Source organism: Streptomyces sp. NPDC006140, from assembly GCF_040628815.1.
In the GTDB taxonomy this organism is placed as follows: domain Bacteria; phylum Actinomycetota; class Actinomycetes; order Streptomycetales; family Streptomycetaceae; genus Streptomyces.
The window spans coordinates 32,242-58,253 of the sequence record NZ_JBEXTS010000016.1; the positions used below are offsets into that span (position 1 = coordinate 32,242).

26 protein-coding genes are annotated in these 26,012 nt (G+C 74.6%); 12 read left to right on the top strand and 14 right to left on the bottom strand.

Annotated elements, in window-relative coordinates; translation table 11 throughout:
- Nucleotides 1-43: 43 nt before the first annotated feature.
- The 4 genes from ABZ386_RS33190 to ABZ386_RS33205 form a co-directional block, all read right to left on the bottom strand.
- Nucleotides 44-1,549, bottom strand: coding sequence for a metallophosphoesterase (locus ABZ386_RS33190; protein ID WP_358967272.1), 1,506 nt, complete (start codon nt 1,547-1,549; stop codon nt 44-46).
- Between the two features lie 47 nt (nt 1,550-1,596).
- Complete coding sequence (locus tag ABZ386_RS33195; protein WP_358967275.1) at nt 1,597-2,430, bottom strand: MHYT domain-containing protein; 834 nt, start codon at nt 2,428-2,430, stop codon at nt 1,597-1,599.
- Between the two features lie 119 nt (nt 2,431-2,549).
- A complete protein-coding gene (locus ABZ386_RS33200; RefSeq protein ID WP_351345620.1) occupies nt 2,550-3,305 on the bottom strand; it encodes a dienelactone hydrolase family protein in 756 nt (251 codons plus the stop codon).
- A 170-nt stretch (nt 3,306-3,475) separates the two neighbouring features.
- On the bottom strand, nt 3,476-4,096 hold the full coding sequence (locus ABZ386_RS33205) for an L-threonylcarbamoyladenylate synthase (RefSeq protein ID WP_198678046.1): 621 nt from the start codon (nt 4,094-4,096) through the stop codon (nt 3,476-3,478).
- 215 nt (nt 4,097-4,311) lie between these two features.
- On the opposite strand from ABZ386_RS33205, the gene ABZ386_RS33210 reads away from it, so the two are divergent.
- On the top strand, nt 4,312-5,799 hold the full coding sequence (locus ABZ386_RS33210) for a helix-turn-helix domain-containing protein (protein ID WP_351345624.1): 1,488 nt from the start codon (nt 4,312-4,314) through the stop codon (nt 5,797-5,799).
- A 220-nt stretch (nt 5,800-6,019) separates the two neighbouring features.
- Here ABZ386_RS33210 and ABZ386_RS33215 read toward each other — a convergent pair whose 3' ends face one another.
- From ABZ386_RS33215 to ABZ386_RS33240, 6 genes are read right to left on the bottom strand one after another with little or no spacing between them, the layout of a single operon-like run.
- Complete coding sequence (locus tag ABZ386_RS33215) at nt 6,020-7,246, bottom strand: cytochrome P450 (protein ID WP_358967277.1); 1,227 nt, start codon at nt 7,244-7,246, stop codon at nt 6,020-6,022.
- A complete protein-coding gene (locus tag ABZ386_RS33220; RefSeq protein WP_358967280.1) occupies nt 7,243-8,481 on the bottom strand; it encodes a cytochrome P450 in 1,239 nt (412 codons plus the stop codon). Before ABZ386_RS33220 ends, ABZ386_RS33215 begins: the two co-directional genes overlap by 4 nt.
- Nucleotides 8,478-9,104, bottom strand: coding sequence for an ATP/GTP-binding protein (locus tag ABZ386_RS33225; protein ID WP_355726782.1), 627 nt, complete (start codon nt 9,102-9,104; stop codon nt 8,478-8,480). The genes ABZ386_RS33220 and ABZ386_RS33225 overlap by 4 nt, the downstream gene beginning before the upstream one ends.
- Nucleotides 9,076-9,438, bottom strand: coding sequence for a DUF742 domain-containing protein (locus ABZ386_RS33230; protein ID WP_351345636.1), 363 nt, complete (start codon nt 9,436-9,438; stop codon nt 9,076-9,078). Before ABZ386_RS33230 ends, ABZ386_RS33225 begins: the two co-directional genes overlap by 29 nt.
- A complete protein-coding gene (locus ABZ386_RS33235; protein ID WP_114250004.1) occupies nt 9,435-9,857 on the bottom strand; it encodes a roadblock/LC7 domain-containing protein in 423 nt (140 codons plus the stop codon). Before ABZ386_RS33235 ends, ABZ386_RS33230 begins: the two co-directional genes overlap by 4 nt.
- Complete coding sequence (locus tag ABZ386_RS33240) at nt 9,854-11,551, bottom strand: ATP-binding protein (RefSeq protein WP_358967283.1); 1,698 nt, start codon at nt 11,549-11,551, stop codon at nt 9,854-9,856. The genes ABZ386_RS33235 and ABZ386_RS33240 overlap by 4 nt, the downstream gene beginning before the upstream one ends.
- A gap of 330 nt (nt 11,552-11,881) precedes the next feature.
- Between ABZ386_RS33240 and ABZ386_RS33245 the strand changes: the two genes are divergently transcribed.
- Nucleotides 11,882-12,118 carry a hypothetical protein gene (locus tag ABZ386_RS33245; protein WP_030869562.1) on the top strand — a complete coding sequence of 79 codons (237 nt, stop codon included), beginning with the start codon at nt 11,882-11,884 and terminating at the stop codon, nt 12,116-12,118.
- Nucleotides 12,119-12,188: 70 nt separating this feature from the next.
- Here ABZ386_RS33245 and ABZ386_RS33250 read toward each other — a convergent pair whose 3' ends face one another.
- Nucleotides 12,189-12,638, bottom strand: coding sequence for a hypothetical protein (locus tag ABZ386_RS33250; protein WP_351345643.1), 450 nt, complete (start codon nt 12,636-12,638; stop codon nt 12,189-12,191).
- A 397-nt stretch (nt 12,639-13,035) separates the two neighbouring features.
- Between ABZ386_RS33250 and ABZ386_RS33255 the strand changes: the two genes are divergently transcribed.
- Nucleotides 13,036-14,694 carry a catalase gene (locus ABZ386_RS33255; RefSeq protein WP_356617648.1) on the top strand — a complete coding sequence of 553 codons (1,659 nt, stop codon included), beginning with the start codon at nt 13,036-13,038 and terminating at the stop codon, nt 14,692-14,694.
- 4 nt (nt 14,695-14,698) lie between these two features.
- Here the strand turns inward: ABZ386_RS33255 and ABZ386_RS33260 are convergent, their stop codons facing one another.
- Nucleotides 14,699-15,553, bottom strand: coding sequence for a fructosamine kinase family protein (locus ABZ386_RS33260; RefSeq protein WP_351345649.1), 855 nt, complete (start codon nt 15,551-15,553; stop codon nt 14,699-14,701).
- A 128-nt stretch (nt 15,554-15,681) separates the two neighbouring features.
- Here ABZ386_RS33260 and ABZ386_RS33265 point away from each other — a divergent pair, with 128 nt between their 5' ends.
- Nucleotides 15,682-16,005, top strand: coding sequence for a hypothetical protein (locus tag ABZ386_RS33265; RefSeq protein ID WP_351345652.1), 324 nt, complete (start codon nt 15,682-15,684; stop codon nt 16,003-16,005).
- A gap of 33 nt (nt 16,006-16,038) precedes the next feature.
- Here ABZ386_RS33265 and ABZ386_RS33270 read toward each other — a convergent pair whose 3' ends face one another.
- A complete protein-coding gene (locus ABZ386_RS33270; RefSeq protein ID WP_351345655.1) occupies nt 16,039-16,572 on the bottom strand; it encodes a hypothetical protein in 534 nt (177 codons plus the stop codon).
- The gene (locus tag ABZ386_RS33275; protein WP_351345658.1) at nt 16,569-17,246 is read right to left on the bottom strand and encodes a hypothetical protein; all 678 of its coding nucleotides are present in this window, start codon (nt 17,244-17,246) and stop codon (nt 16,569-16,571) included. The genes ABZ386_RS33270 and ABZ386_RS33275 overlap by 4 nt, the downstream gene beginning before the upstream one ends.
- A gap of 179 nt (nt 17,247-17,425) precedes the next feature.
- Between ABZ386_RS33275 and ABZ386_RS33280 the strand changes: the two genes are divergently transcribed.
- The 8 genes from ABZ386_RS33280 to ABZ386_RS33315 all read left to right on the top strand — a co-directional run bounded on the left by ABZ386_RS33280 (nt 17,426) and on the right by ABZ386_RS33315 (nt 25,951).
- Nucleotides 17,426-17,953, top strand: coding sequence for a hypothetical protein (locus tag ABZ386_RS33280; RefSeq protein ID WP_356504527.1), 528 nt, complete (start codon nt 17,426-17,428; stop codon nt 17,951-17,953).
- Between the two features lie 275 nt (nt 17,954-18,228).
- Entirely contained in the window at nt 18,229-19,194 is a 966-nt protein-coding gene (locus ABZ386_RS33285; RefSeq protein ID WP_351345664.1) for an NAD-dependent epimerase/dehydratase family protein, read from the top strand.
- A 105-nt stretch (nt 19,195-19,299) separates the two neighbouring features.
- Nucleotides 19,300-20,976, top strand: a complete 1,677-nt coding sequence (locus tag ABZ386_RS33290) for a carbamoyltransferase C-terminal domain-containing protein (RefSeq protein WP_358967287.1) — start codon at nt 19,300-19,302, stop codon at nt 20,974-20,976.
- Nucleotides 20,973-22,046, top strand: a complete 1,074-nt coding sequence (locus tag ABZ386_RS33295) for a glycosyltransferase (RefSeq protein ID WP_358967290.1) — start codon at nt 20,973-20,975, stop codon at nt 22,044-22,046. Before ABZ386_RS33290 ends, ABZ386_RS33295 begins: the two co-directional genes overlap by 4 nt.
- Nucleotides 22,043-22,651: an HAD-IIIA family hydrolase gene (locus ABZ386_RS33300; protein WP_351345673.1), complete on the top strand. Its 609-nt coding sequence runs from the start codon at nt 22,043-22,045 to the stop codon at nt 22,649-22,651. Before ABZ386_RS33295 ends, ABZ386_RS33300 begins: the two co-directional genes overlap by 4 nt.
- Nucleotides 22,648-23,715 (top strand): glycosyltransferase family 9 protein, encoded by a 1,068-nt coding sequence (locus ABZ386_RS33305; protein WP_351345676.1) that lies wholly within the window; start codon nt 22,648-22,650, stop codon nt 23,713-23,715. Before ABZ386_RS33300 ends, ABZ386_RS33305 begins: the two co-directional genes overlap by 4 nt.
- Nucleotides 23,712-24,677 carry a glycosyltransferase gene (locus ABZ386_RS33310; protein WP_358967293.1) on the top strand — a complete coding sequence of 322 codons (966 nt, stop codon included), beginning with the start codon at nt 23,712-23,714 and terminating at the stop codon, nt 24,675-24,677. The genes ABZ386_RS33305 and ABZ386_RS33310 overlap by 4 nt, the downstream gene beginning before the upstream one ends.
- Nucleotides 24,674-25,951, top strand: coding sequence for a glycosyltransferase (locus tag ABZ386_RS33315; protein ID WP_356617654.1), 1,278 nt, complete (start codon nt 24,674-24,676; stop codon nt 25,949-25,951). The genes ABZ386_RS33310 and ABZ386_RS33315 overlap by 4 nt, the downstream gene beginning before the upstream one ends.
- The last annotated feature ends 61 nt before the right edge of the window (nt 25,952-26,012 follow it).

A 26,012-nucleotide genomic window follows, 5' to 3' on the forward strand; every position in this document is an offset into this window, starting at 1 on the left:
GTGCCAACTCGGCGGAGCCTCGCGCTGTTCCCGCCGCGGCGGGTCAGGACAGCGGGATCGTCACCTCGTCCTCGATCGGCGGGTCGATCTCCTGGACGCGGTTGCCCGTGGCCGCGTAGCAGCGCAGCCGGACCGCCTCCGGGGAGACGTCCAGGCGCAGGAAGCACTTGAAGAACGGCGGACTGTACGTCGCCGAACTCGGCGAGAACAACGAAGTGTAGATCTTCCGCACGGGCAGCCGGAACCGCTTGGCCCGGTCGGGGCGGCGGCCGGTGCCGAGCAGCCCGGCGACCAGCCGCACGCGCCGGGTGACCCGGGTCGAGGCGTCCGGGGTGCGCGCGGGCGTGATGCCCAGGCGCTCGGCGATCACGGCGGTCGCCTCCGCCTCGGTGAGCGTGAAGAAGCGGGGCAGGCGCATACGGCGGCCGTAGAGCCGGCTGTAGAAGGCGAGCGAGTCGCCGCGCAGCGGGTAGCAGCGGAAGTCCCGCTCGGTGACGCCGGCGACGTCGACGCGGGGGATGGTGTGGGTGGCGTGCATGAACGCCCCGCCGCCGCCCGCGACCACGTACTGGAGGGTACGCCCGTCGTCCAGCCGGACCGGATAGCGCTGGTAGTTGTGGATGTCGCCGCCGATCGCCGCCACGTAGTGGTGCGCCGGGTCGCGCACGATGTCGTCGACCGTGCCGCCCCCTTCGATGGCGCACGGCTCGTGCCGGCCGTCCACGTACAGCGGCGATCCGGTGATCAGGATCTTCGGGCGGTGCCCCTGGGAGATCTTCCGCAGCCAGGCGCCCTGTTCGGTGTCGAGCCTGCCGAGCAGACCGGTGTCGATGCCGATGATCCGCACCGGCCCCGCGTCGATCGCCCAGTAGGGCCCCGGCTGGACGGCCCGTTGGCCGGGCGCCGAGCGCAACTGTCTTGCTTTGTCGAGGCGCTGGCCGTCGTCCGGGCGTGGTCGGTGCCACAGCAGCGACCGTACCCAGGCCCGGCTCAGGGGGCGGGGCCGGGGTGCGGGCGGCAGGGGCGGGGCGTCGTCGCAGAAGACGCGCATGAAGCCGCCGAGATCCTCGTACCAGTCGTGGTTGCCGGGTATCGCGTAGATCGGCGCGCGGTAGTCCCGGTACGGGCGGAAGAACTTGGTGCCGTAGTCGTCCGCGCTGCCCACCGGGTAGATCACGTCACTGGCCAGGATGGCGAAACGGGTGTCCTGACCGGTCTTCAGGAAGCCGGGCACCACGGCGTACTGGGGGTCGTCGCCCTCGCCGGTGTCGCCGATGACCAGGAACGAGAACCGGTCCGGGTCGTCGCGCCGGATCACCTTGTCGGCCGGTGCCCCGGCGGCCTCGCGCTGTGCCACCCACCGGGCGCGCGTCCGGCCGGTGGGGTCGCCGAACCAGGAGGCCAGTACGCCGTTGCGGGCCGCCCACAGCATCCTGGGGTCGAGCCAGGAGATCTTCTCGACCCGCTGCGGCATCAGCCGCCGGTAGTCGCCGCGTTCGGCGGTGCCCCAGCCGGCGCCTGCGGCGGTATCGCGTGAGGAGTCAGACACCGGGGCACCGTAACAACCGGCCTCCCTACCACCCGCAGGTGGGCTGCTCACCGCCGGCGGGCGCGCGACACCGTGTCGTGCCCCGAACCGCGCGGTGCCGGGACGGAGTTGGCGGCCGTGGCCGTCGGGTGGGACGGGGACGGCCGCTCGCCCAGCACGAGCAGCGGATCGAACATCACCACGACCCCGGCCAGCAGCAGGAAGACGACCGGCCCCAGCAGCATGGGCAGCAGCAGCGACAGCGGCGACTCACCGGCCCACGTCCCGCCGGGGGCGTCGTGCACATGGACGCTGACGGCGGCCATGCCCGTGTAGTGCATCCCGGACACCGCCACGCCCATCACCAGGCTCGCCCCGAGACTCGTCCACAGGCCGCGGACCGTGACGGCCGCCCAGAGCGCGGCGGTCGCGGCGGCGATGGCGATCAGCACGGACAGCGTGACCCCGAGCGGGTCGTAGCCGATGTCGCCGTTCAGCCGCATCGCCGCCATGCCCAGGTAGTGCATGACCGCGACGCCCAGCCCGGTGACGACACCCGCGACCGCCAGGGTCGCGCCGCCCGTGCCGCGGTAGCCGACGATGAAGACGCCGACGCCCACCACGACGACGGCCACGACGAGACTGAGCACCGTCGTGGCCGCGTCGTACCGGACCCGGGTCTCCTCCACGTGGAAGCCGATCATGGCGATGAAGTGCATCGTCCAGATGCCGCATCCGATGGAGGCGGCGCCTAACGCCAGCCAGCCCGGCTTCCACGACCGCGCGTTCAGCAGCGAGCGCACGATGCACCGCAGCCCCAGCGCCCCGCCCAGACAGGCCATCACATACGCCGCCACCGGGGTCACCGCACCGTAGCGGAACCCCTCGACCGTGCCGTCCATGAGCCAACTCCCCCCGAGTCACGGCTGTGTCCAGCAAGGTCTACGCGCAGGGATCGGGCGCGAGCAAGCCCTTACCGACGGTAGGGCGGCAACTTCTGCCGACGGGGAGTCGATTGGGGTCAGAATGTGCGCTTCAGCAGGTCGAGCAGAGCCACCCAGTGCCGCTCCTCGCCCTCCTGGTGGTAGGAAGCGGTGTCCTTCTGCGTGAAACCGTGGGGCGCGCCGGTGTACACCTCGCACCGGTGGCGGACGCCCGCCGCCGTCAGGGCCTCCTCCAGGCGCTCGATCTGCTCCGGCGGCAGCGACGGGTCCTGGTCGGCGTGGCCGAAGTACAGCTCGGCGGTGACCCGGCCGGCCACCAGGTGAGGGCTGTCCGGCGCGTCCGTCGCCAGCCGTCCGCCGTGGAAGCCCGCCGCGGCCGCGACCCGCTCCGGATACGTACCGGCGGTGAGCAGCGACAGACGGGCGCCCATGCAGTACCCGGTGAGCGCGACCGGCCCGTCCGTCACGGCGGGGGACTCGGCCAGCCACCGCAGGTAGGCACCGGCGTCCCGCATCGCCCGCTCGTTCGTCAGGTCCCGCATGACCGGCGCGATCCGCTCGAATATCTCCGGACGCGCCCCCGGGTCGATGAACTCGGGCAGATCGAACAGGGGAGCGCGGCCGTGCCGGTAGAACACGTTCGGCACCAGCACCGTGTAGCCCTCGGCGGCCAGCCGGTCGGCCAACGACCGCAGCTGCGGACGCAGCCCGAAGGCGTCCATGAAGAGCAGGACCGCCGGGTGGGCGGCCCCGTCGGCGGGACGGGCCAGATACGCGTCGGCGGTGCCGTCCTCGGTGGGGATGTCGACAGCGGTTCCCTGTACGGCGGTCATGGCTGGGCTGCCTCTCTGCGGGGGAGGGGGTAGGAACCCGTCCGCGTGGACCGGGCGGATCACGGTCATCGTGGCACGCCCCTTCCGGGGCATTTCGCCCACCCCACGGCACGCGGCGCAACCGTGAACGGCCCTTGGCGCGCCCTTTACCCGAACCGTGCGGTGCCGCCTTACTCGAACCGTGAGATGTCGCCCGCGCCGCGCCGCACGATCTCGGCCTCCCCGCCGGAGAAGTCGATGACCGTCGTCGGCTCGGTGCCGCAGTCACCGGAGTCGACCACGCCGTCCAGCACGTGGTCGAGGAGGTCCTTGATCTCCCAGCCCTGCGTCATCGGCTCCTCCTCGCCCGGCAGCAGCAGGGTGCTCGACAGCAGCGGCTCGCCCAGTTCGGCGAGCAGCGCCTGCGTGACGACGTGGTCGGGGATCCGCACCCCGACCGTCTTCTTCTTCGGGTGCTGCAGCATGCGCGGCACCTCCTTCGTCGCGGGCAGGATGAAGGTGTAGCTGCCGGGTGTCGACGCCTTGATCGCGCGGAACACGTCGTTGTCGACCCGCACGAACTGGCCGAGCTGCGCGAAGTCCTGGCACACGAGGGTGAAGTGGTGCCGGTCGTCCAGCTTGCGGATCGTGCGGATCCGGTCGATGCCGTCACGGCTGCCCAGGCGGCAGCCGAGCGCGTAGCAGGAGTCCGTGGGGTAGGCGACCAGGGCGTCCGCACGGATGCTGTCGGCGATCTGGCCGATGGTGCGCGGCTGGGGGTTGTCGGGGTGCACGTCGTAGTACTTCGCCATCCGTCGAGCTTATGCCGCCCGTGTGCGGGGGCCGAGCAGGCGGGGTACCGGGGCTGCCTGCCGCGCGGGCCGTGCGCGGGCAGGCAGCCGAGGGGGCGCCGGGAAGAGGGCGTGTGCCGTTCGGCGTTCGGACCGGAACGAGAGGTCGGCGCACGTGAGGTAACGTCCCCGACCGGTGTGCCGGAGGCGGCGCGGAGAGCGAGGGGAAGGCCGAGGTGGCTGGCCGTGAGGACGGGAACCGGCGGCAGGAGACGCCGGCCGGTACGGCGTGGGCGGAGGAACTGCTGGAGCACCTGCGCCCGGCCGGACGCGACGTCCGCAGGGTCGCCGCCTGGCTCTCCGGCGCCGTGCGCGGGTCGGTCGCCCTGCAGGACGCCACCGGGAACCTCCTCGCCGGCACCCGGCTCCCGCTCGACCCCGGCCTCGTCGCGGACATCACCGCCGGCCGCATCGCCTCCGCCGCGTGGGAGGGCCAGGGGCGCCACCTGCGCCTGGTCCGGGTGGAACACCCGTCCCAGGCGTGCGTCCTCGCCGTCTCCCGCGAGGCCCCCTTCGACCGGCGGGCCGCCGACGTCGTCACGCACACCGCCCAGGTGATCGAGCTGCTGCTGGCGGCGGGCGAGTCGACCGCGGCCGGACACCGGCTCCAGCGGGCCACCTCCGACCTGCGCCTGGCCATCCTGCAGCTGCTGATGGTCGAGGACACCATCGCCGCCCGCCGAGTCGCCGCCGGGCTCTGGCCCGGACTGCTCGACGCCGAGACGGCGTGCGTGTACGTCGTCGAGTCCGATCCCGCCGCCCGGGACCGCATCGCCGACGAGTGCCTGGAGCGGACCCGGGAGGAGGCGCTGGTCGTGCGCTGCCCGGCCATGGAAGGCCACGTGATCGTCGTCGGCCCCCGCGAGAGCACCGGCGACGCCCTGCGGTCACTGGTCGGCCGGCACCCGGACCTCTTCCTCGGCGGCAGCGTCCGGCAGAGCCTCGCGCGCACCGCCACCGCCTACGGACAGGCCGTCAGCGCCCTCGCCGTCGCGCACTTCCGGCCCGACAAGACGGCCGTGTACGCCGAACGCACCCACCCCGAACGCCTGATGGACCCGGCGGCGCTGCGCGGCTGGACGGCCCGCCTGCTGCGTCCGCTCGACACCCTGCCGCACCACACCCGCGCCGAACTCCTCGCCACCAACCGCCTGGGCCTGGAGTTCACCGCCGTCAACGCCGCCAAGGTCCTCGGCGTCAGCCGCAACACCGTCCGCGCCCGGATGGAACGCGTGGAGACCCTGCTCGGCACGGACTTCGCCGACCTCACGGCCCGGGCCGTCGTCCACCTGGCGGTCAACACCCGGATCGGCCTGCCCGACGCGCAGTTCGCGAGCGACACCGCGCACCCGGGGCCGCGCCTGGCCGACCTGCTGTCCGGGCCCGCCGTGCGCACCTGGGCGCAGAACCTGCTGGGCCGGCTCGACGCCGACGCGAGGAACCCGCGCCGGACGCTGCGCGCCTGGATCGCCGCCGGGGGCAACGCCGAACGGGCCGCGCAGGCCCTGGGCATGCACGCGCAGACCGTGCGCGAGCACGTCCGCAGCGCCGAACCGGTGCTGGAACGCCAGTTGCTGGCCGCGGGCACCGACCTGTACGAGGTCGTGCTCGCCCACCTGGCCGTGGGCGACCTCGACCTGCCGGTTTTCCGCCGCCGCCGGTGACCGGACGCGCCGTCCGCACAACCGGTTGGCACGCTCCGGGCGGGACGAAACAGGGCCATCCGGACTCGGCTGTGCACGGGTGAGTCCTGCCGCGCCGGCAGCGGGCATCGACACGGTTCACAAGCCCTCGGCCCTGGACGTAAGTTCGAGGAACCGCGGGGGCTCGACCGGAACGGGGGACCGGTCGCGCTCCCGCGCCCTGCCCGTACGCCCGGCGGCCTCAGCCCCGCGGCCGCACCGGGATCTCCTGCCAGCCGAAGGCGATGAACGACGGCACCTGGCGCAGGCCCTCGTCGCCGAAGGCCAGGCGCAGGTCCGGAAAACGGCCGAACAGCGCCGGCAGCGCGGTGAGGGCCTCCAGGCGGGCCAGCGGCGCGCCGATGCAGCGGTGGACCCCGATGCCGAACGACAGGTGGTCGTCGGCGGCGCGCGTGGCGTCGAAGACGTCGGCGTCCGGCCCGTAGTGCTCCGGATCCAGTCCCGCGGCGGCGTACGTCGTGATGATGGCGTCCCCGGCCGGGATCGCGACGCCGCCGACGGTGAGGTCGGTGACCGCGAACCGGAGCGGCAGCGACGCGATCGACGGGTGCGCGCGCAGCGTCTCGTCGACGACGGCGTCCCAGCCGATCTCCCCGGAGCGCACGGCCGCCAGCTGCTCGGGGCGGCGCAGCAGGGCGACGGCCGCGTTGCCTATGAGGTTGACCGTCGTCTCGAACCCGGCGCCGATGACCAGCAGCAGCGTGTACAGCAGCTCCTCGTCGCTGAGCCGGTCGCCGTCCTCGTCCCGGACCCGGATCAGCTCGGTGGTCATGTCGTCACCGGGGTGCGCCGCCTTGTGCGCGATCAGCGCGGGCAGCACCGTGCCGATCTGCCGCTGCACGGACGCCGCGTGCTCCGGGCTCGGGTCGGAGGTGTCCATGATGGCCGCGACGAGCCGGACCATGTCCTGCCGTAACGCGTCCGGCACGCCGAACAGTTCGCAGATGATCCGCATCGGCAGCGGATGGGCGAACCCCTCCTTGAGGTCCACGACCTCGTCGCCCGCGGCGTCGAGCGCGTCCAGCAGCTCCGCCGTGATCGCCTCCACGCGGGGCCGCATCGCCTCGGTGCGCCGGTGCGTGAAGCTGGGCGCCACCAGCTTGCGCAGCCGGGTGTGGTCGGCGCCGTAGGTGGAGAGCATGTTGACCACGCCCACCCAGCCCAGGATCCAGCCCCAGGACGGATGCTCGCCGACCTCGGGCCACAGCCGCCAGTGCAGTCGCGGGTCCCGGCTGACCCGCGGGTCGAGGATGAGTTCCTTCAGCGTGTCGTACCGCGTGGGCGCCCAGGCAGGGATGCCGCCGGGCAGCTCCACCGGCACGATCGGGCCGAGGGCGCGCAGCCGGGCGCTCTCGCCGGCGATGTCGGCGCCCAGCGGGTCGAGGGCGATGCGGTCGGTCACGGTCACGGACGTCCTCCAGGCTGGTCGGGGGAGCGGGGGCTGAAACGGACGGGCAGCGCAGTCAGCGAGCGGTGGAAGGGGCCGGGCCGCCAGGTGAGGCCCTCGCGGGGCAGCACCGGTTCCAGGTCGGGCAGCCACTGGGTGAGCCGTTCGATCGCCTCCGTGGCGATGAGCAGCGTGGGCTGCCGGACGGGGCAGGCGTGCGGCCCCGCCGACCAGGACAGGTGGGAGGCGTCACCCGGGCGGCGGTCCTCGACGCGTTCCTCCTCGGCGGCCTGGGTGAGCGCCCCGTACGAGATCACCACGGGCACCGCGGCCCTGATCCACACGCCGTGGAAGTCGACGGGCGTGCGGGCGTAGTGGACGCCGAAGTTGGCGAGCGGCGTCTCGTGGTGCAGGACGTCCAGCACCGCCTCGGTCACGGGCCGGGCGCCGCTGGTCAGCGTCGAGTAGAAGGCGGGGTTGCCGAGGATCCTGGACAGCGCGTTGGACAGCAGGTTGGACGTCGGCTCGTAGCCCGCGCCGAGCGTGAGGAACACCTGCCAGGTGACCTCCTCGGGCGTCAGCCCCGCCGGATGGTCCAGCAGCCAGCTCGGCAGGTCCTCGCCGCGCCGGGCGGTCTTGGCCGCGATCAGCTCCAGCACGTATCCGGCGTACTCGGCCTCGCCCTCCGCGGACCGGGCGCCGCCCTCGACCACCTTGCCGATCGCGGCGTCCAGCCGGTCGCTCGCGCTGTCCGGCATCCCGAACAGGCTGTTGAACACCAGCGCCATCAGCGGCCTGGTGAACTCGCCGACCAGGTCGGCCTCGCCCCGCGGCCCGATCCGGCTCACCAGCAGGTGCACCGCCCGGTGCACCCGGGCCCGCAGGTCGTGCGGCTCCACCAGGTCGAAGGCGTCGATCAGCGAGGTGCGGTAGCGCAGGTGGGCCGCGCCGTCGGCGAACAGGGTGTTGGGCCGCCAGCGCATCATGCCGAGCACCGGCGAGTCGTCGGGGACGGTCGCCTCCCACGGCCGGGGATCGCGCGAGAACGTCTTCGTGTCGTGCAGCAGGTCCAGCGCCGCCCGCCGGTCGGTCACGACGTACGCCGGCACACCGGGCGCGAGTTCCGCCCAGCCGACCGGGCCGTGGGCGCGCAGGGCGGCGTAGTAGGGGCGGGGGTCGCGGGCGAAGCCGTCCTCCCAGAGGCGGACGGGCGCCGTGCGGGAGAAGGCCTGCTCGGCGGGGGACGGGTGGGTCACCGGTGCTCCGGGGGGTGGTGGTCGATCAGGTGCTGGACCAGCGCGAGCAGGGCGTCGACGCAGGAGTCCGCCTCCCGCGCGTCGCAGGTCACCATCGGCGTCGTGGGTTCCAGGTCCAGGGCGGCGCGCAACTGCTCGGGCGTGTGGTGGCGGGGCGCGTCCGGGAAGGTGTTGAAGGCGACCGCGTACGGCAGTCCGGACTCCTCCACCAGCCCGAGCACGTCGAAGGAGGCGTCGATCCGGCGGGCGTCGACCAGGACGAGCGCGCCGAGCGCCCCGTGGGCGATGTCGTCCCACAACGCCCGGAACCGCTCCTGGCCGGGGGTGCCGAACAGGTACAGCACGATCCCGCCCGGCAGGCTGATCCGGCCGAAGTCGATGGCGACCGTGGTGGTCGACTTGTCCCGCACCCCGGCGAGATCGTCCACCCGCGCGGACGCTTCGCTCAGCGGCTCCTCGGTGTGCAGCGGGCGGATCTCCGAGACGGACCGGATCAGGGTCGTCTTGCCCACCCCGAAGGGCCCGGTCACCAGGATCTTCACCAGGTCCCGGGCGGTGTCGGGCAGGTGGATGCCCGCACCGCCGGGCCGCTCGTCAACGGTGCTTGAGGTCGCGGAGGCCATCGGCCACTCTCTTCAGCAGGTCGGGGTCGAAGCGCCGGGCGGGCGGGATCGGCGCGCGCGCCAGCGCCAGGTCGCGGTCGATGAGGTCGGCGGCCAGCACGAGTACCGCCGAGACCGGCAGCCGCAGCAGGGCCGCGGCCTCCACCACCGTCAGCGACCCGTGCTCCAGTTCGTCCAGCAGCGCCGCCTGGGCGGCGGGCAGATCGGCCGGGGCCCGCTCACCGCTGCGGGTGAGGACCGACAGCCGCTCCAGGTGGGCGCGGCTGGGCCGCGCCACCCCGCCGGTCGACAGGTACGCGGGAACCAGGGGACGGCCGCCTCGGCGGCCGGTCATGCCGGCGCGTCGCCGTCGGCACCTCGGGCTCCGGCGGCCATCGCCTTCTCGCCCAGCCGCGCCACCTGCGAGTGGACCCGGTGGGCGAGCAGGTCCAGCCGCACTTCGGGATCGCCGTACGCGGCCACGCAGGTGCCGTGGTCCGTCGGCACGATGAGCACATAGCCGTGGTCCGACTCGATGACGACCTGCCGGATGTCGGCCCGGTCGGTGTCGGCGAACGCCGCCGCGGCGGTGCGGCAGGCGCCCTGCACCGTGCTGGTGATCGCCGCGACCCGCTCGGCCGACGGCTGCGACAGCGCGTCCGTGTAGCCCGTCACGAGCCCGTCCCGGGTGAGCAGGACGGCGGCCACGACGTGCGGCACCTCCAGGACCGGTTCGAGCACCCATGCCGTGTCCCCCGTTGCGCGGCTGCTCATCGAGCCGTTCCCCCTTCGTCGTCGTTCCGGCCGTGGCCGGTGTCGTCGGCTGCCGTTCCGGCCGTGGTCGTGGCCGGGGCACCCTCAGATACGGCTGGGACGGCCCCGGTGTTCGGAGCGGCGGCGGAACGGGCCGCCGCCGTGCCGGACTGGAGGGCGCCGAGGGCGGCGGCGGACTCCTCGGGGCGGCGGCGCGGTGCCGCCGCGGGCGCGTCGGCCGGGCCGGCGGTCCGGCTGCGGCGGCGCCGCTGGGGGAGGCCGCCGCTGTCACGCGGGCCGGGGTGGCCGGAGGCCGGGGTGGAGGCCGGGTCGACGTGTTCCGTGCCGTAGCCGTGATCGTCGCCGGGGGTGGTGGGGGTGCTCGGGGTGGTGGGAGTGCTGGGAGCGCCGGCGGCTGCGGTGGCTGCGGGGGACGTGGGGGTTGCGGTGGAGGCGGGGTGCGGTTCGTCCCGGGGGGTCGTGGCCGGCCGGGGTCCGTCGGGCGCGGTGGCCGGCGCCGACGCCTCCGGTCCGGCACCGCCGGGCGTGGTGGCCGGGGCGGGTGACGTCGGTCCGGCACCGCCGGGCGCGGTGGCCGGGGCGGGTGACGTCGGGCCGCTCGGCGTGTCCCGTGCCGGCGTCCTGCGGGTCGACCGTGGGGCGCTCGCCGCGGGTGGCAGTTCCTCCGGGTCGATCCGGGTCAGCAGGTGGCTGTCGATCAGCAGCACGGCCCGCACGCCGCCGTACGGGGACGGGGAGGACAGGTCCACGCTCAGATCGAACTGCCGGGTCAGCTGTCCGACGGCGGCGAGTCCCATGCGCGGCGGGTCGCCCAGCTCGGTCAGCAGAATCGGTTCGCTGCCGCCCACCAGCCGCTGGGCGCGGGCGCGTTCGTCCTGCGTCATGCCGAGCCCGGCGTCGTCGACGGTGACGCAGACACCGTGGTGGACGGCCTCCAGGTTGACCACGACCTCGGTGTCGGGCGCGGAGTGCCGCAGCGCGTTGTCGAGCAGTTCGGCGACGATGATGGCGACCGGCTCCACGGCGTGGGACACCAGGGCGGTGCCCGCCGGCAGGTGGTTGCCCACTTTGACGCGCTGGTAGCCCGCGAGCCGGGCCTGACCGCCCGTCACCGCGTCCACGAGGTGGGACTCCTCCCGGGCCAGCCCGACCCAGGCCCCGCACACCACCGCGGCGATCTGCGCGCGGCGCAGCGACTGCTCGTTCTCGTGGTCCAGTTCGAACAGGGTCTGCGCCAGCTCGGGGTCGTCGTAGCGCTGCTGGAGTCCGCGCAGGGCGTCCTGGAGCCGGTACAGCGCCGCCTGGATCTCCCGGGTGGCCCCGCGCATCCCGGCCTGCGCCGCCGCGTCGATCCGGGTGCGCTGCGCGGCGAGTTCGGCCTGCACCCCCGTCAGCACCTGCTCCAGCGCCGCTTCCAGGGGCGAGCCGGCCAGTTGCGGGTTCAGCGGGCCGGGCACGGCGACGTGCGGATGCGCGGCCTGCCGGGCCGCGGCGGGCACGCGCCGCGTCGCCAGATGCTCGACCTCGGCGGTGAACGCCCGTGAGGTGCCGTCGAGTTGCGCCCGCAGCGCGGCCGTCTTGGCGCGCTGCGCGGCCAGGTGCCGCCGGGAGCGCAGCAGCCCGCCGCCGAGGGCGAACGCGGACAGCGTGCCGACGGCGAGACCACCGACGACCAGGTCCGGCAAAGCGATCATCGAGTCGATTCCAGTGGGAGTCGGGCAGGGCTGGGTCCGGGGTGCTCTGGCGAGCCACCCGCAGCACAGTACACACCGTCATCGACCGGTCTCGCACGGTGGAACGCCACTTCGTTCCGAAAGTGCTCGGTGTCTGTTCGTATCTGTGGCAACTGTCGGGATTGCCGTGCGGGGGAGGGGAGTTGGCGATGCGTACGGGTCTGCCCCGCCACTCAGGAAGGGCGTGATCGGCTGGTCACCAAGCGTGACCGTGAAGGGCTGTGTGCCCGTGCGGAGGACGGGTACCCGTCCGGCGCCTGAAGAGGTCCGCTCCGCGAGAAGGAGGTCCGAATGACCAGCGAGACGGAGACCGGCGGCGTGACCGGTACGCAGGACAAGGACTACAACCTGATCTGGTACGTCGAGGCGTGCCTGAGCAACGCCCTGCGTCTGGAGAGCTACATCCAGGACGCGGAGCGCGCCAAGGACACCGAGGTCGCGGACCTGTTCCGCAAGGCCCAGGCGGACAGCCGCAAGGGTGCCGAACTGGGCAAGGGGCTGCTGCGCGCACGCCTGAACGGCGGCTGAGCACGACCGGCCCGCACGGCCCGGACCCCACCCTCCCGGCGGGGTCCGGGCCGTGTCCTGCGAGGGCGGTTCAGCCGGCGTACACCCTGCCTTCCTTCACGACGTAGTGCGCCGGCTCGGAGCAGCCGAGGGACGGCGTGAGCAGCAGGCTCACCGTCAGCGGCGCGGGCTCGCTGCTCGCGGTGGAGAACTCGCAGACGGCGCCCTTGCCGGTGAGCGGGTACCAGAACCAGCCGTCCACGCCGCCCACGGTCACCCGGTCCGACTCCTTCCAGCTGCCGCCGGACTGCGTGTAGACCTGCAGGCGCACGGAGGCGGCGTACTCGTCCTCCGGCGAACGCAGCGCGGTGAGAGTGATCTTGTAGTCGGAGCCGAGCGTGGACGAGGCGATCTGCCGCGTCTCGGGCGCGGCGGTGCCCGCGCTCGACGACCCGGCGCCGACGGCGCCCAGAGTCGCCGCCATCAGGAGGGTGAGGGCCGCGGTCGTGCCGCGGCGGGTGTGCTTGCGGATCAGGCTCATGTGTTCCCCCGTTGGAACGAGTCGAAGGGGTGGTCACCCCACGGAGGGAAAGACACCCCACGCCGGGCAGAGGTTGTACGGGATCAGAGCCGGAAAACGGTTGGCCCTCCCTGCCGTGACCGGCGCCGCCGGACCGGACCCGGCCCGCTCCGGACGGTCCTGGACGCGGTGTACGCGGCCGCGTGCGGCGGGGACCACGCCGCCCTGCTCGCGGAGATCCGGTCCGTGTGCGAGGAGGGGCCCGCCCGGCCGCCGGGCGGCTCGCGGGAGTGGTCCGCGGGACGTGACTGACCCCGCGCCTCCGGGTACCCGGGCCGTCCCGCCACGACCGGCCGGGCGGCTGCGCGCGGCGCGACCCCGGCCGGCCGCCGGTCCCGAGCCGAAGGAGCCCACGCTTATGACGGACGTATCCGGCACCGGTCCCGCTCCGGGCGACGACCGCAAGGTCCTCACCAACCGCCAGGGGCATCCGGTCTACGACAACCAGAACCAGCGCACGGTCGGCGCCCGCGGCCCGGCCACGCTGGAGAACTACCAGTTCCTGGAGAAGATCAGCCACTTCGACCGGGAGCGCATCCCCGAGCGCGTCGTACACGCCCGCGGCGTCACCGCCTACGGCCACTTCGAGGCCTACGGCACCTGGGGCGACGAGCCGATCAGCCGCTACACCCGGGCCAAGCTGTTCCAGGAGCGCGGCAAACGCACCGACGTGGCTGTCCGCTTCTCCACCGTCATCGGCGGCCGCGACTCCTCCGAGGCCGCCCGCGACCCGCGTGGATTCGCCGTCAAGTTCTACACCGAGGACGGCAACTGGGACCTCGTCGGCAACAACCTCGGCGTCTTCTTCATCCGCGACGCCATCAAGTTCCCGGACGTCATCCACGCCCTCAAGCCCGACCCGGTGACCTTCGAGCAGCAGCCGAACCGCATCTTCGACTTCATGTCGCAGACGCCCGAGGCCATGCACATGCTGGTCAACCTGTTCAGCCCGCGCGGCATCCCCGCCGACTACCGCCATATGCAGGGCTTCGGCGTCAACACCTACAAGTGGGTCAACGCCGACGGCGAGACCAAGCTGGTCAAGTACCACTGGATGCCCAAGCAGGGCGTGCGCAGCATGACCGAGGAGGACGCGGCCAACGTCCAGGCCGACACCCTCGGCCACGCCACCAAGGACCTGTACGAGGCGGTCGGGCGCGGTGAGTACCCCGAGTGGGAGCTGCTCGTCCAGCTGATGGACGACCACGACCACCCGGAGCTCGACTTCGATCCGCTGGACGACACCAAGACCTGGCCCGAGCAGGACTTCCCGCCGAAGCCGGTGGGCCGGATGGTGCTCGACCGCATGCCGAAGGACTTCTTCGCCGAGAACGAGCAGATCTCCTTCGGCACCGGCGTCCTCGTCGACGGCCTGGACTTCTCCGACGACAAGATGCTCGTCGGCCGGACCTTCTCCTACAGCGACACCCAGCGCTACCGGGTCGGCCCGAACTACCTCCAGCTGCCCGTCAACCAGGCCAAGAACGCCGACGTGCGCACCAACCAGCGCGACGGCCAGATGGCGTACCACCAGGACGGCGGCGGAGAGAACCCGCAGGTCAACTACGAGCCGTCGATCACCGGCGGCCTGCGCGAGGCCGCGTACCCGACCCACGACGAGCAGGGCCCCGAGATCACCGGCCGACTCACCCGCAAGCGCATCCCCCGCACCAACGACTACCTCCAGGCCGGTCAGCGCTACCTGCTGATGGAGGACTGGGAGCGCGACGACCTGGTGAAGAACTTCATCGGTCAACTGTCCCAGTGCGACCGGGCCATCCAGGAACGCATGGTGTGGCACTTCCTGCTGGTCGAGAACGACCTCGGCCTGCGGGTCGGCGAAGGACTCGGCATCGGCCCGGAAGATGTGGCCGGTCTGGAGCCGCTGGCGAGCCAGGACCTGACGGACGAGGACCGCGAACGCCTGTCCAGGCTGGGCAAGAACCAGCCGCGGGACGTCGAGGGCCTCACCATGACCCACTGCGTCCCCGACGAGCGGCACGTCGTCACGCGCTGACCGCTCATCCCGCCAGGGCCGAACGGGCCACCGCGAGGGCCTGTTCCGCGTAACCCCGGCCGAACAGCACGGCGTGCACCAGCAGCGGGAACAGCTGGTGCACGCCGACGCGGTCCCGCCAGCCGTCGGCGAGCGGCGCCTCCTCCTGGTAGCCGGCCAGCACCGCCTCCAGGTGCGGGCAGCCGAACAGGTGCAGCATCGCCAGGTCCGTCTCGCGGTGCCCGCCGTGCGCGGCCGGGTCGATCAGCCAGACGTGCCCGTCGGCCGCCCACAGCACATTGCCGCTCCACAGGTCGCCGTGCAGCCGCGCCGGCGGCTCGGCGGGCCCCGCGAGGCCGGGCAGATGTTCGCACAGGCGTTCCACATCGGTCGCCTCGCCGGGGCGTACGGTGCCCTGGTCGACGGCGCGCCGCAGATAGGGCAGCACGCGCTGCTCGGCGTACCAGCGCGGCCAGTCGGTGCCGGGCTCGTTGCGCATCGGGGCGAGCCCGATGTACGCGTCCGCCGGCCCGTCCGGCGGCGGCGCGCCGAACGCGGGCGCCCCGGCGGCGTGCAGGGCGGCCAGGTCCCGGCCGAAGCGGACCGCCGCCTCCCGGCTCGGCCGCCCGTCCGGCACCCGGTCGATGACCAGCCAGCCCTCGTCGTGCCCGTGCACGGCCGGCAGCCGCACGGACCCGGCCCCGGCCAGCCACCGCAGTCCGGCCGCCTCGGCCCGTGTCGCCCCGGGCTCGCCGGACCGTTTGACGACCACCATGCGCCCGTCGTCGAGGGTGACCTCGGCGAGGCTCCCGGACAGGGGCCGTTCCGCTTCGACAGCCCGCCCGGTGAACCGGACCGCGACATCCGTGGGGGCCGTCATCCGTACTCCTCCTGAACTCCGAGCCTGATCGGCACCCAGCGTACGACCGCGGCCGACCGGTCACGCGGGACGGTGAAATCCCGCCGCCCGCCGACAGAACCGGCCGCCGCCGGGGGAGCAGTCGGGTCATGACGAGTTCACCGTTCCAGCGCACCATCGCCCTGCCCGCCCCCGTGTGCGAACAGGCCGCACAGCACCTGGAGCAGGCCGCGCGCCGGGCCATCGACGGCGCCGCGATCCCGCTGAAGGCGTTCCGCGGGGCCGCCGACAGCGACTTCATCCTCCCCCTGTCGGTGGTCGAGCAGGCGGCCGGCTGCCTGCTGGTCCTCGCCACCGAGACCGCGCAGACCGTACGCCCCTCCGCGCTGCGCGCCACCATCAGCGTCGCGCTGCGGCTGCGGGACGCCGTCGAGCTGGCCCACCAGCCCGCGCTCAGCAGCAGGTTCTGGTGAGCCCGGGCCGCCCGGCCAGGCCTCGGGGCGGTCTCAGGCCTCGCGGAAGGCGACCCCGACCTGCCTGCGGCGCAGTTCCTCCAGCGTGGCCTGCTGCCGGCCGGCCCGTGCGATGAGCTCGTCGAGCTGCCGCGCGTCGAGACGTTGGTCCGTGGCGGACAGATCACGGAGCGTCTGCCAGACGGCCGCCTTGCCCTCCACCCCCAGCCGCAGCGCCTCCAGCTCCCACAGCGTGCTCAGCGGGGACCGTCGCACCAGGCTGCCGTTGCTCTTCAGCCGCCCCACCTGCTCGACCGCCCGGCCCGCGTAGACCTTGTAGCGGCGCACCGGGACGTCGAGCCGCCGCATGACGCCGAGCAGGCTCGCCCGGTCCTCGGCGATCTCGTCGGCGACCGGGGCCAGCGCGTCGGCCAGTGGCGTGCCCCGGCACGAGCGCAGCAGGTAGCGGACCCGCGCGGTACCGGCGGTGGCACCGGCGAGATGGTCGTTGAGGTAGATGCCCAGCAGGGACATGTCCGTGGCCGGGGCACGCTGGGCGCCCGGCGCACCCGTTCGCTGTTCCGTCATGACGCTGCTCCTGTCGTCGTACTCCGGCCCTGCTCCACGGCCACCCTCGTGGTGACGCGCACGACGCAGGGGCTGCGGGGTGTCGAGCCGGACCCGAACCGCACGGGAGGCTCGACCGGGGCGAGGGCACCGAGGCTCTCGCCGTCGTGGCGGACAGTGGCCGAGACGACCGGGTGCAGGTCCCGGGCGCCGTACCACTGGTGCCGGCCGGCCCGGGCGCTGCCGTGGGTGCGCGCGCCCAGCAGCAGCCGGGCGGGCCGGTCCCACAGCGCGATCCAGCCCGGGCGGGTGGCGAGCCGCCCCGGCACCGCCCGCAGCGCGAGGCCTGTCAGATTCCTCCGGCCGGTGCTGAAGCGCAGGTCGAGCGGCGGTGCGGAGACCGTCCAGGACCGGCCGGTGATCCGCACCCGGACCGGCACCACGCGGACCTCGTCGAAGACGTACGTGCCGGCGACGAAGTCTGCCGTCTCCCGCGAGGGCGCCAGCAGCAGCCGCCACCCGTCGGCCCCTTCGACCATCACGTCGCTGAACGGCCCGAACGGCGACCTCGCCCAGTGCCCGAGCACCACACGGGTGCCGGAGGCCGTGCCGATCCCCGCGATCCAGCCGTCGAAGCGCGGCGAACGCCCCGGCGACGGGGTCCGACCAGCGGGTTCGGGTCCGTGGGAGAGCACGCGGGCCGGGTGCCCGGCCCGTCCGGCACGAAACGGGACCGGCGTCCCCGTGCGTGCGGCCCGGCGTGATGTGGCCGAGGCCACGTCACGGACGAGGTCCCGATCACGCCCGGGCACGGGAAGCGGCGGTTACCGTCTACGACCAGAATTCCCGCTCCCCTCCTTCGGACGGCCCGGCAGTGCAAGCAGATCTCTCCCCTGTCATCGCGGCGACCGCCCAGTGGCTGACCCGCGCCTTCCCCGCCTCCGGCGGCGCACTGGCCTCCGCCCTGTGCGAGGTGCAGGCCCGGCAGGCCGTGACGGTCGCGGCGTGGCTCAGGTACCCGACGGCGATGGACGCCGCCCTGCTCGGCATGGCGGGCCCCGGCGGCTCCGCGCGGCTCGACTGGGTCACGGGCGCCGACGCTGGCCTGGGCGAAGACGTGGACGCGCACCCCTGGCGCACCTGGGTGGACGAGGTCGTCGCGAGCTGGGCGGCCAGTCTGCTCACCGACCCGGAGCTTGCCTCGCTGGCGGTGGCGGCGCTCGACGGGAACGGCCAGGGCACCGGTGCGTCCGCCGAGTTCCGCCGCCTCGTAGCCCCCGACGACCGCGACCGCAGCGCCGCCGCCCTGCTGCGCCACCCGGACCTGCTCGCGCCCGTGGCCGCCCTGCACCACTCCCAGCTCCTCGACCGCCTGAACCCGGGCCGCACGCTGATCGCCTGACGCGGACCGCCCGAGCCGCCCCGCGGGTGGCCGCGCCTCCCCGTCGCCGGCTGGACGGCCGCCTCCGCTCCCTGCCTTCCCCTCTCCCCCCTGCGACCTGCGCGAACAAGGGGCCGCCCGCAGCCCTTCACCCTCCGTCACTCACCGGTTTGCCGTACGCGACCGTGCCCCGCCCGCAGGGTCGGCGGACGCTGATCGTGGGCTCGACGGCCTCCGGCCACCCTCCGACGGCCGTCGCGCCGGGCAGTGACGCCGCTGACGGAGGAGAGACCCCCATGACCATCGCCCTCTCACGGAGCTGGGAGCACGCCGTCGTCACCGGCGGCGCCGGGTTCGTCGGCTCCCACCTGTGCGCCGCCCTGCTGGACGCGGGCGCGACCGTCACCTGCGTGGACGACTTCAGCACCGGCCGGCCCGAGAACATCACGCCCCTGCTCGAACGGCCCGGCTTCACGCTGGTGCAGGCCAACGTCGCCGAGGGGCTGCGGGTCAAGCGCCCGCCGGACCTCGTCCTGCACTTCGCCTCCCCGGCGTCCCCGGCCGACTACCTGCGCCTGCCGCTGCACACCATGGAGACGGGCAGCCTCGGCACCCGCAACGCCCTCGAACTCGCGCACTCCTCCCGGGCCCGCTTCGTCCTGGCCTCGACCTCCGAGGTCTACGGCGACCCGCAGCAGAACCCCCAGGACGAGCGCTACTGGGGCAACGTCAACCCCGTCGGACCGCGCAGCGTCTACGACGAGGCCAAGCGCTTCGGCGAGGCGCTGACCACCGCGCACGCCGAGACCCACGGCACCGACACCTGCATCGTGCGGCTGTTCAACACCTACGGCCCCCGGATGCGCGGCCACGACGGACGCGCCGTGCCGACCTTCGTACGGCAGGCCCTGGCAGGCGAGCCCCTCACCGTCACCGGCGACGGCCGCCAGACCCGCTCGCTGTGCTACGTCGACGACACCGTCCGCGGCATCCTCGCGGCGGCCGCCCACGGCATGCGCGGCCCCGTCAACATCGGCAACCCCACCGAGATCACCATGCTCGACCTCGCCCGGCTGGTCGTCGAACTCGCCGGGTCCCCCTCGGACATCCGCTTCATCGAACGCCCGGTGGACGACCCGGCCGTGCGCTGCCCGGACATCACGCTCGCCCGCGACAAGCTCGGCTGGGAACCGCAGGTGCGCGCCGAGGAAGGGCTGCGGCGCACGATCGCCTGGTTCCGCGAGGACGAAACCGAGGACTGAGCCGGCCGGGCCCGCCCCCACCGCCGCGCCCGGCCCTCCTCCCTCCGTCCGGAGGACCGCCACAGAACATCGTTCCCGAAGCACGCCGAAAGGCCGGCCACCCCCATGCGCATCCTCGGAATCAACGCCCTCTTCCACGATCCCGCCGCCGCCCTGGTGATCGACGGGCGGACCGTCGCCGCCGCCGAGGAGGAGCGGTTCTCCCGGCGCAAGCACGGCAAGCGGCCCCTGCCGTTCTCCGCCTGGGAGCTGCCCGAGAAGGCCGCCGCCTGGTGCCTGAAGCGGGCCGGGCTGCGCCCGCAGGACCTCGACGCCGTCACCTACTCCTTCGACCCGGCGCTCGCCCGGCCCGCCGCGGACATGGGCCTGGACGACCCCTGGGACCACCTGCGGCTCACCTACGCCCGCGAGGCGCCCGGCTTCCTGCGCACGGCCCTGCCCGGGCTCGCCCCCGGCATCGTCCGCTTCGTACCGCACCACATGGCGCACGCCGCCTCCAGCGCCTTCGCCGCACCGGACGCCGGGAACTCCTCCGTCCTGGTCCTGGACGGCCGCGGCGAGCGCGCCTCCCACCTGGCCGCCCGCCGCGTCGGGGACCGGCTGGAGGCCCTGCACGCCCAGGAACTCCCGCACTCGCTCGGCCTGGTCTACGAGGAACTCACCGGACACCTCGGCTTCCTGCGCTCCTCCGACGAGTTCAAGGTGATGGCCCTCGCCTCGCACGGCAGACCGCGCATGCTCGCCGAACTGCGCCGCCACGTGTACCCCACCGGCGACGGCGGCTTCCACGCCACCGGCGTGCCCTGGCCCGAGCTGTGCGCGCCGCGCGGGCCCGACGAGCCCTGGACGCAGGACCACGCCGACGTCGCCGCCAGCGCCCAGGCCGTGCTGGAGGAGACCCTGCTCGACCTGGTGCGCTGGCTGCACGGCCGCACCCACGACAGCGTGCTCACCCTCGCCGGGGGCGTCGCCCTCAACTGCGTCGCCAACTCCCGCATCGCCCGCGAGGGCCCCTTCGCCCGCGTGTGGGTGCAGCCCGCCGCCGGTGACGCCGGCACCGCCCTGGGCGGCGCCCTGCTGCTGTCCGCAGGCGAGGGCGACGAACCCGAGCCCATGACCGGCGCCGACCTCGGCCGGGACTGGTCCGACGCGGAACTCGGCGCCTGGCTGAAGACCGCGGCCGTCCCCTTCGAACGGCCCCCGGACATCGCCGGGACGGTCGCCCGGGCCCTCGCGGACAACGCGATCGTCGCCTGGTTCCAGGGCCGCTCCGAGTACGGCCCGCGCGCCCTCGGCCACCGCTCCCTGCTGGCCCACCCCGGGCACGCGGGCAACCTGGAACGGCTCAACGACGTCAAGGGCCGCGAGCAGTTCCGGCCCGTCGCCCCGATGGTCCTCGCCGACCGCGCCGCCGAGATCTTCGACGGTCCGCTGCCCAGCCCCTACATGCTGTTCGTGCACGACGTCGCCCCGGCATGGCGGGAGCGGATCCCCGCCGTCGTGCACGTCGACGGCACCGCCCGCATCCAGACCGTCGACCCGGCCCGCGAACCCCTGGTCGCCCGGATGCTCGGCGAGTTCGAGCGGCTCACCGGACTGCCCGTGGTCGTCAACACCAGCCTCAACACGGCCGGCCGGCCCATGGTCGACGACCCGCGCGACGCCCTGGAGTGCTTCGGCTCCTCGCCCGTCGACCTGCTGGCCATCGGCCCGTACGCGATCCGGCGCGGCGACCTCTTCCGTACCGACTTCCGCGGCGACGACGCCGGAGGCCTGCGATGACCGACACCGACGCCCTCGCCCCGGACGCCGAGTACGCCGTCGTCATCCCCACCCTCGGCCGGCCCAGCCTGCGCACCTGCCTGCACGCCCTCGCCGAGGCGGCCGGGCCCGGGCCGGTCCGGGTGGTCCTCGTCGACGACCGTCCCGACCGGTCCCGTACGTTCCTCACCGCCGATGTGCCGCCGTCCCTGCGCTTGCGCACCCTCGTCGTACCCGGCGGCGCGCGCGGACCCGCCGCGGCCCGCAACCTCGGCTGGCGGGCGGCCGGAGACGTGCCCTGGATCGTCTTCCTCGACGACGACGTCGTCCCCGGACCCACCTGGGCCGACGACCTGACCCTCGACCTGGCCGCGGCCACGGACCGGACCGCAGGCATCACCGCCCGGATCGAGGTCCCCCTGCCCCCCGACCGCCGCCCGACCGACTGGGAGCGCAACACGGCCGGGCTCGCCACCGCCCACTGGATCACCGCCGACATGGCGTACCGCCGGGCGGCACTGGTGGCCGTCGGCGGCTTCGACGAACGCTTCCGCCGGGCCTTCCGGGAGGACGCCGACCTCGCCCTGCGCCTGCTCGACGCCGGCTGGACCCTCACCGGCGGCCGGCGCACCACCACCCACCCCGTACGGCCGGCCGGGCGCTGGATCTCCGTCCGGCTCCAGGCAGGCAACGCCGACGACGTGCTGATGACCCGGCTGCACGGCCGCCACTGGTGGCGCCGGGCGGAAGCGTCCCGCGGGCGCCTGCCCGTGCACCTGGCGGTGACCGGGGCGGGGGTGACGGCGCTCGGCTGCGCCCTGCTCGGCCGGCACCGGCCGGCCGCGGCCTGCGCCGCCGCGTGGCTGACCGGCACCGCCGAGTTCGCCCTGGCCCGGATCCTGCCCGGGCCGCGCACCCGGGACGAGGTGCTCACCATGGCCCTGACCAGCGTGCTCGTCCCGCCCGCCGCGACCTGGCACTGGCTGCGCGGGCAGCTGGCGCACCGTACCGCCCGGCCGCACACCCCCTTCGCGACGGGGGAGCCGGCACCCGCGCCCCGCCCGGCCGTCAGGGAACGGCTGCGATCATGACCCGCCCCTGGCTGCTCTCCACGACGCACGAACCGGCCGACGCGCGCCCGCCCCGGCCCGGCCGCGCGCTCCCCGCGGCCGTCCTCTTCGACCGCGACGGCACGCTCGTCGCCGACGTCCCCTACAACGGGGACCCCTCGCGGGTCGCGCTCATGCCGGGCGCCCGGGGGGCCGTCGACGCCGTGCGCGCCGCCGGAGTGCCCGTCGGTGTCGTGACCAACCAGTCGGGTCTGGCCCGGGGCCTGCTGACCCGCCGCCAGGTCGAGGACGTGCGCCTGCGGGTGGAGGAGCTGCTCGGGCCGTTCGCCGTGTGGGCCGTGTGCCCGCACGGGCCGGGGGAGGGCTGCGGCTGCCGCAAACCGGCCCCCGGCCTGGTGCTGGCCGCCTGCCGCAGCCTCGGCGTGCCGCCCGAACACACCGTCGTCATCGGCGACATCGGGGCCGACGTGGCGGCCGCCCGGGCCGCGGGGGCCCGCGGTGTCCTCGTTCCCACGGCGGCCACCCGGCCCGCCGAGGTCGCGGAGTGCGGCACCACGGCAGCGGACCTGCCGGAGGCGGTACGCCTCGCCCTCACCCCGGCCGTGCCGGCGGGGGAGGTGCGATGACCCCCTCCCGGTTCCGCCGCCCCCGCACCCTCGTCGTCCGCCTCGACAGCGCCGGTGACGTCCTCCTGGCCGGGCCCGCCGTACGGGCCGTCGCGGCCGGGTCCTCCTACACCGCGCTGCTGTGCGGGCCGCAGGGCGCCGCCGCGGGCCGGATGCTGCCCGGCGTGGACGACGTGCTGACGTACGACGCCCCCTGGGTCGGGCTGGAGCCGCCGCCGATCACCCGGACGGCCACCCGGCGGCTGATGGAGACGCTCACGGCGGGCCGCTTCGACCGGGCGCTCGTGCTCGTGTCGTACCACCAGAGCCCGCTGCCGGCCGCCCTGCTGCTGAAGCTCGCCGGGATCGGTCGGACCGCCGCCGACAGCGAGGACTACCCGGGCGCGCTCCTCGACCTGCGGCACCGCAGACTCCCGCACCGGCACGAGGCCCTGGCCGCCCTCGACCTGGCCCGCGCCGCGGGCTTCGCGCTGCCGCCCGGCGACGACGGCAGGCTCCGCGTCACCCCGCCGCCCCCCACCACCGGCCTCACCGGCCCCGAGCCGTACATCGTCGTGCACCCCGGCGCCGCCGTGCCCGCGCGGGCGTGGAGCCCCGGGCGGGCGGCACGTGCCGTGGCCGCGCTGTCCGCCGAGGGCCACCGCGTCGTCGTCACCGGCGGCCGCGCCGAACGGGAGCTGACCGCCCGGGTCGCCGGCCGGCACGCACTCGACCTCGGCGGCGCCACCGGCCTGCCCCAGCTCGCCGGAGTCCTGGCCGGAGCGCGGGTCGTGGTGGCCGGGAACACCGGCCCGGCGCATCTCGCCGCCGCCGTCGGCACGCCCGTCGTCAGCCTCTTCGCGCCGGTCGTGCCGGCCGAGCGCTGGGCCCCCTACGGCGTCCCGCACGTCCTGCTCGGCGACCCGCACGCCGCGTGCGCGGACACCAGGGCACGCCACTGCCCGGTCCCCGGACACCCCTGCCTCGACGCGATCGGCGACGCCGAGGTGCTCGCGGCCGTGGCCGCCCTCACGGACGACCCCGCGGACCAGGGAGAACACACGGAGCGAGGAGCGACCGTATGAACATCCTGCTGTGGCACGTGCACGGCTCCTGGACGACCGCGTTCGTCCAGGGCCCGCACACCTACCTCGTCCCCGTCACCCCGGGCCGCGACCCGGACGGCCTCGGACGGGCCCGCACCTTCTCCTGGCCCGCCACGGTCCGCGAGGCCACCCCCGAGGAACTCCGCGACACACCCGTCGACCTGGTGCTGCTGCAACGCCCGCACGAGATCGAGCTGGCCGAGCGGTGGCTCGGCGGGCGACGCCCCGGCCGCGACGTGCCCGCGCTGTACCTGGAGCACAACGCGCCCGACGGCGCCGTACCGGACACCCGCCACCCGTGCGCCGACCGCACCGATCTGACGATCGTGCACGTCACCCACTTCAACCGGCTCTTCTGGGACTGCGGCACCACCCGCACCGAGGTCGTCGAGCACGGCATCGTCGACCCGGGCCACCGCTACACCGGCCGGCTCGCCCGCGCCGCCGTCGTCGTCAACGAACCCGTGCGGCGCGCCCGGTACACCGGCACGGACCTGCTGCCCGCCCTGGCCGAGGCGGTGCCGCTCGACGTGTTCGGCATGGGCACCGAAGGCCTGGCCGGACACCTCGGCCTGCCACCCGACCGCTGCCGCACCGCCGACCTGGCCCAGAGCGACCTGCACACGGCCCTGGCCGAACGCCGCATGTACCTGCACCCGGTGCGCTGGACCTCCCTCGGCCTGTCCCTGCTGGAGGCCATGCACCTCGGCCTGCCCGTGCTGGCGCTCGCCACCACCGGAGCCGTCGAGGCCGTCCCGCCCGGCGCGGGCACCCTCTCCACCCGCCCCGACGTCCTCACCCGCACCGCCCGCCGCTACCTCCACGAACCCGAGGCCGCGGCCGCGGACGGCGCCCGGGCCCGGCAGGCGGCCCTCGAACGCTACGGGCTCAAGCGCTTCCTGGCCGACTGGGAGCGCCTGATCACGGAGGTGTGCTCATGACCCCGTCCCTCAGCCCCTTCCCCGCCGGACCGCTCGGCGGCGACCCCCTCGACCCGGGCGTCCTCGCGATCGCCCTCGTCTCGGAGCACGCGAGCCCCCTCGCCGCGCTCGGCGGGGTCGACGCGGGCGGACAGAACGTCCACGTCGCCTGCCTCGCCGGCGCCCTCGCCGACCGGGGCCACCGCGTCACCGTCTACACCCGCCGCGACGCCTCCGACCTGCCCTGCCGGGTGGAGCTGCGCGACGGCGTCGAGGTGCACCACGTGCCCGCCGGGCCCGCCGAGCCGCTCCCCAAGGACGCGCTGCTGCCCTACATGGGCGAGTTCGGCCGCTACCTGGCCCGCAGCTGGCGCACCAGGGCCCCCGACCTCGTCCACTCGCACTACTGGATGTCCGGCCTGGCCGCCCTGCGTGCCACCCGCGAGCGGGGCCTGCCCCTGCTGCACACGTACCACGCCCTCGGCACGGTGAAGAAGCGGCACCAGCGGCTCGCCGACACCAGCCCGCCGGAGCGGATCCCCGGCGAGACCGAGATCGGGCTGGGCTGCGACCGCGTCATCGCCACCTGCCGCGACGAGACCGTCGAACTGGCCCGCATGGGCATCCCCCCGCACAAGGTCGGCATCGTCCCGTGCGGCGTCGACACCGACCGGTTCACCCCCAAGGGCCCGGCCGCGCCCCGCGGCCCCCTCCCGCACCGGCTGCTCCAGCTGGGCCGGCTCGTGCCGCGCAAGGGCGCCGCCGTCACCGTCACCGCGCTGGCCCGGCTGCCCGGCACCGAGCTGGTCGTGGTCGGCGGGCCGCCCGCCGACCGGCTCGACGACGACCCGGAGGTGCGCCGGCTGCGCGGCATCGCCCGGGACGCCGGCGTCGCCGACCGGGTCCGCTTCACCGGCGCCGTGCCCAGCGAGCAGGTGCCCGCGCTGCTGCGCTCCGCCGACCTGGTGGTCTGCCCCGCCGACTACGAGCCCTTCGGCATCGTCCCGCTGGAGGCCATGGCCTGCGGCGTGCCCGTCGTGGCCAGCGCGGTCGGCGGGCAGCTCGACACCGTCGCCGACCCGGGCACCGGACGGCTGGTGCCGCCCCGCGACCCCGAGGCCCTGGCCCGCGCCGTCGCCGGACTGCTCGCCGACCCGGCGGCCCGTGCGGCGTGCGGCGCGGCCGGCCGCCGCCGCGTCCTGAGCCGCTACGGCTGGGGCCAGGTCGCCGCCGCCACCGAGGCGGCCTACTGCGAGGTCCTCGACGCCGAGCCCGCCGCGACCGGCGCCGGCTGAACCGGCCCGCGCCCCCGCCCAGAGCCCGAAGGAGGTGTGGGCCCGCCGCCCCGGCGGCGGC

Excerpts from the sequence above, each read along its gene's own strand:
- ABZ386_RS33250 (WP_351345643.1), bottom strand. The coding sequence starts at position 12,638 with ATGAGCCTGATCCGCAAGCACACCCGCCGCGGCACGACCGCGGCCCTC.
- ABZ386_RS33230 (WP_351345636.1), bottom strand. The coding sequence starts at position 9,438 with ATGACCGGCCGCCGAGGCGGCCGTCCCCTGGTTCCCGCGTACCTGTCG.
- ABZ386_RS33300 (WP_351345673.1), top strand. The coding sequence starts at position 22,043 with ATGACCCGCCCCTGGCTGCTCTCCACGACGCACGAACCGGCCGACGCG.
- ABZ386_RS33200 (WP_351345620.1), bottom strand. The coding sequence starts at position 3,305 with ATGACCGCCGTACAGGGAACCGCTGTCGACATCCCCACCGAGGACGGC.
- ABZ386_RS33290 (WP_358967287.1), top strand. The coding sequence starts at position 19,300 with ATGCGCATCCTCGGAATCAACGCCCTCTTCCACGATCCCGCCGCCGCC.
- ABZ386_RS33315 (WP_356617654.1), top strand. The coding sequence starts at position 24,674 with ATGACCCCGTCCCTCAGCCCCTTCCCCGCCGGACCGCTCGGCGGCGAC.
- ABZ386_RS33195 (WP_358967275.1), bottom strand. The coding sequence starts at position 2,430 with ATGGACGGCACGGTCGAGGGGTTCCGCTACGGTGCGGTGACCCCGGTG.
- ABZ386_RS33260 (WP_351345649.1), bottom strand. The coding sequence starts at position 15,553 with ATGACGGCCCCCACGGATGTCGCGGTCCGGTTCACCGGGCGGGCTGTC.
- ABZ386_RS33305 (WP_351345676.1), top strand. The coding sequence starts at position 22,648 with ATGACCCCCTCCCGGTTCCGCCGCCCCCGCACCCTCGTCGTCCGCCTC.
- ABZ386_RS33240 (WP_358967283.1), bottom strand. The coding sequence starts at position 11,551 with ATGATCGCTTTGCCGGACCTGGTCGTCGGTGGTCTCGCCGTCGGCACG.
- ABZ386_RS33265 (WP_351345652.1), top strand. The coding sequence starts at position 15,682 with ATGACGAGTTCACCGTTCCAGCGCACCATCGCCCTGCCCGCCCCCGTG.
- ABZ386_RS33255 (WP_356617648.1), top strand. The coding sequence starts at position 13,036 with ATGACGGACGTATCCGGCACCGGTCCCGCTCCGGGCGACGACCGCAAG.
- ABZ386_RS33225 (WP_355726782.1), bottom strand. The coding sequence starts at position 9,104 with ATGGCCTCCGCGACCTCAAGCACCGTTGACGAGCGGCCCGGCGGTGCG.
- ABZ386_RS33205 (WP_198678046.1), bottom strand. The coding sequence starts at position 4,096 with ATGGCGAAGTACTACGACGTGCACCCCGACAACCCCCAGCCGCGCACC.
- ABZ386_RS33235 (WP_114250004.1), bottom strand. The coding sequence starts at position 9,857 with ATGAGCAGCCGCGCAACGGGGGACACGGCATGGGTGCTCGAACCGGTC.
- ABZ386_RS33285 (WP_351345664.1), top strand. The coding sequence starts at position 18,229 with ATGACCATCGCCCTCTCACGGAGCTGGGAGCACGCCGTCGTCACCGGC.
- ABZ386_RS33310 (WP_358967293.1), top strand. The coding sequence starts at position 23,712 with ATGAACATCCTGCTGTGGCACGTGCACGGCTCCTGGACGACCGCGTTC.
- ABZ386_RS33295 (WP_358967290.1), top strand. The coding sequence starts at position 20,973 with ATGACCGACACCGACGCCCTCGCCCCGGACGCCGAGTACGCCGTCGTC.
- ABZ386_RS33245 (WP_030869562.1), top strand. The coding sequence starts at position 11,882 with ATGACCAGCGAGACGGAGACCGGCGGCGTGACCGGTACGCAGGACAAG.
- ABZ386_RS33270 (WP_351345655.1), bottom strand. The coding sequence starts at position 16,572 with ATGACGGAACAGCGAACGGGTGCGCCGGGCGCCCAGCGTGCCCCGGCC.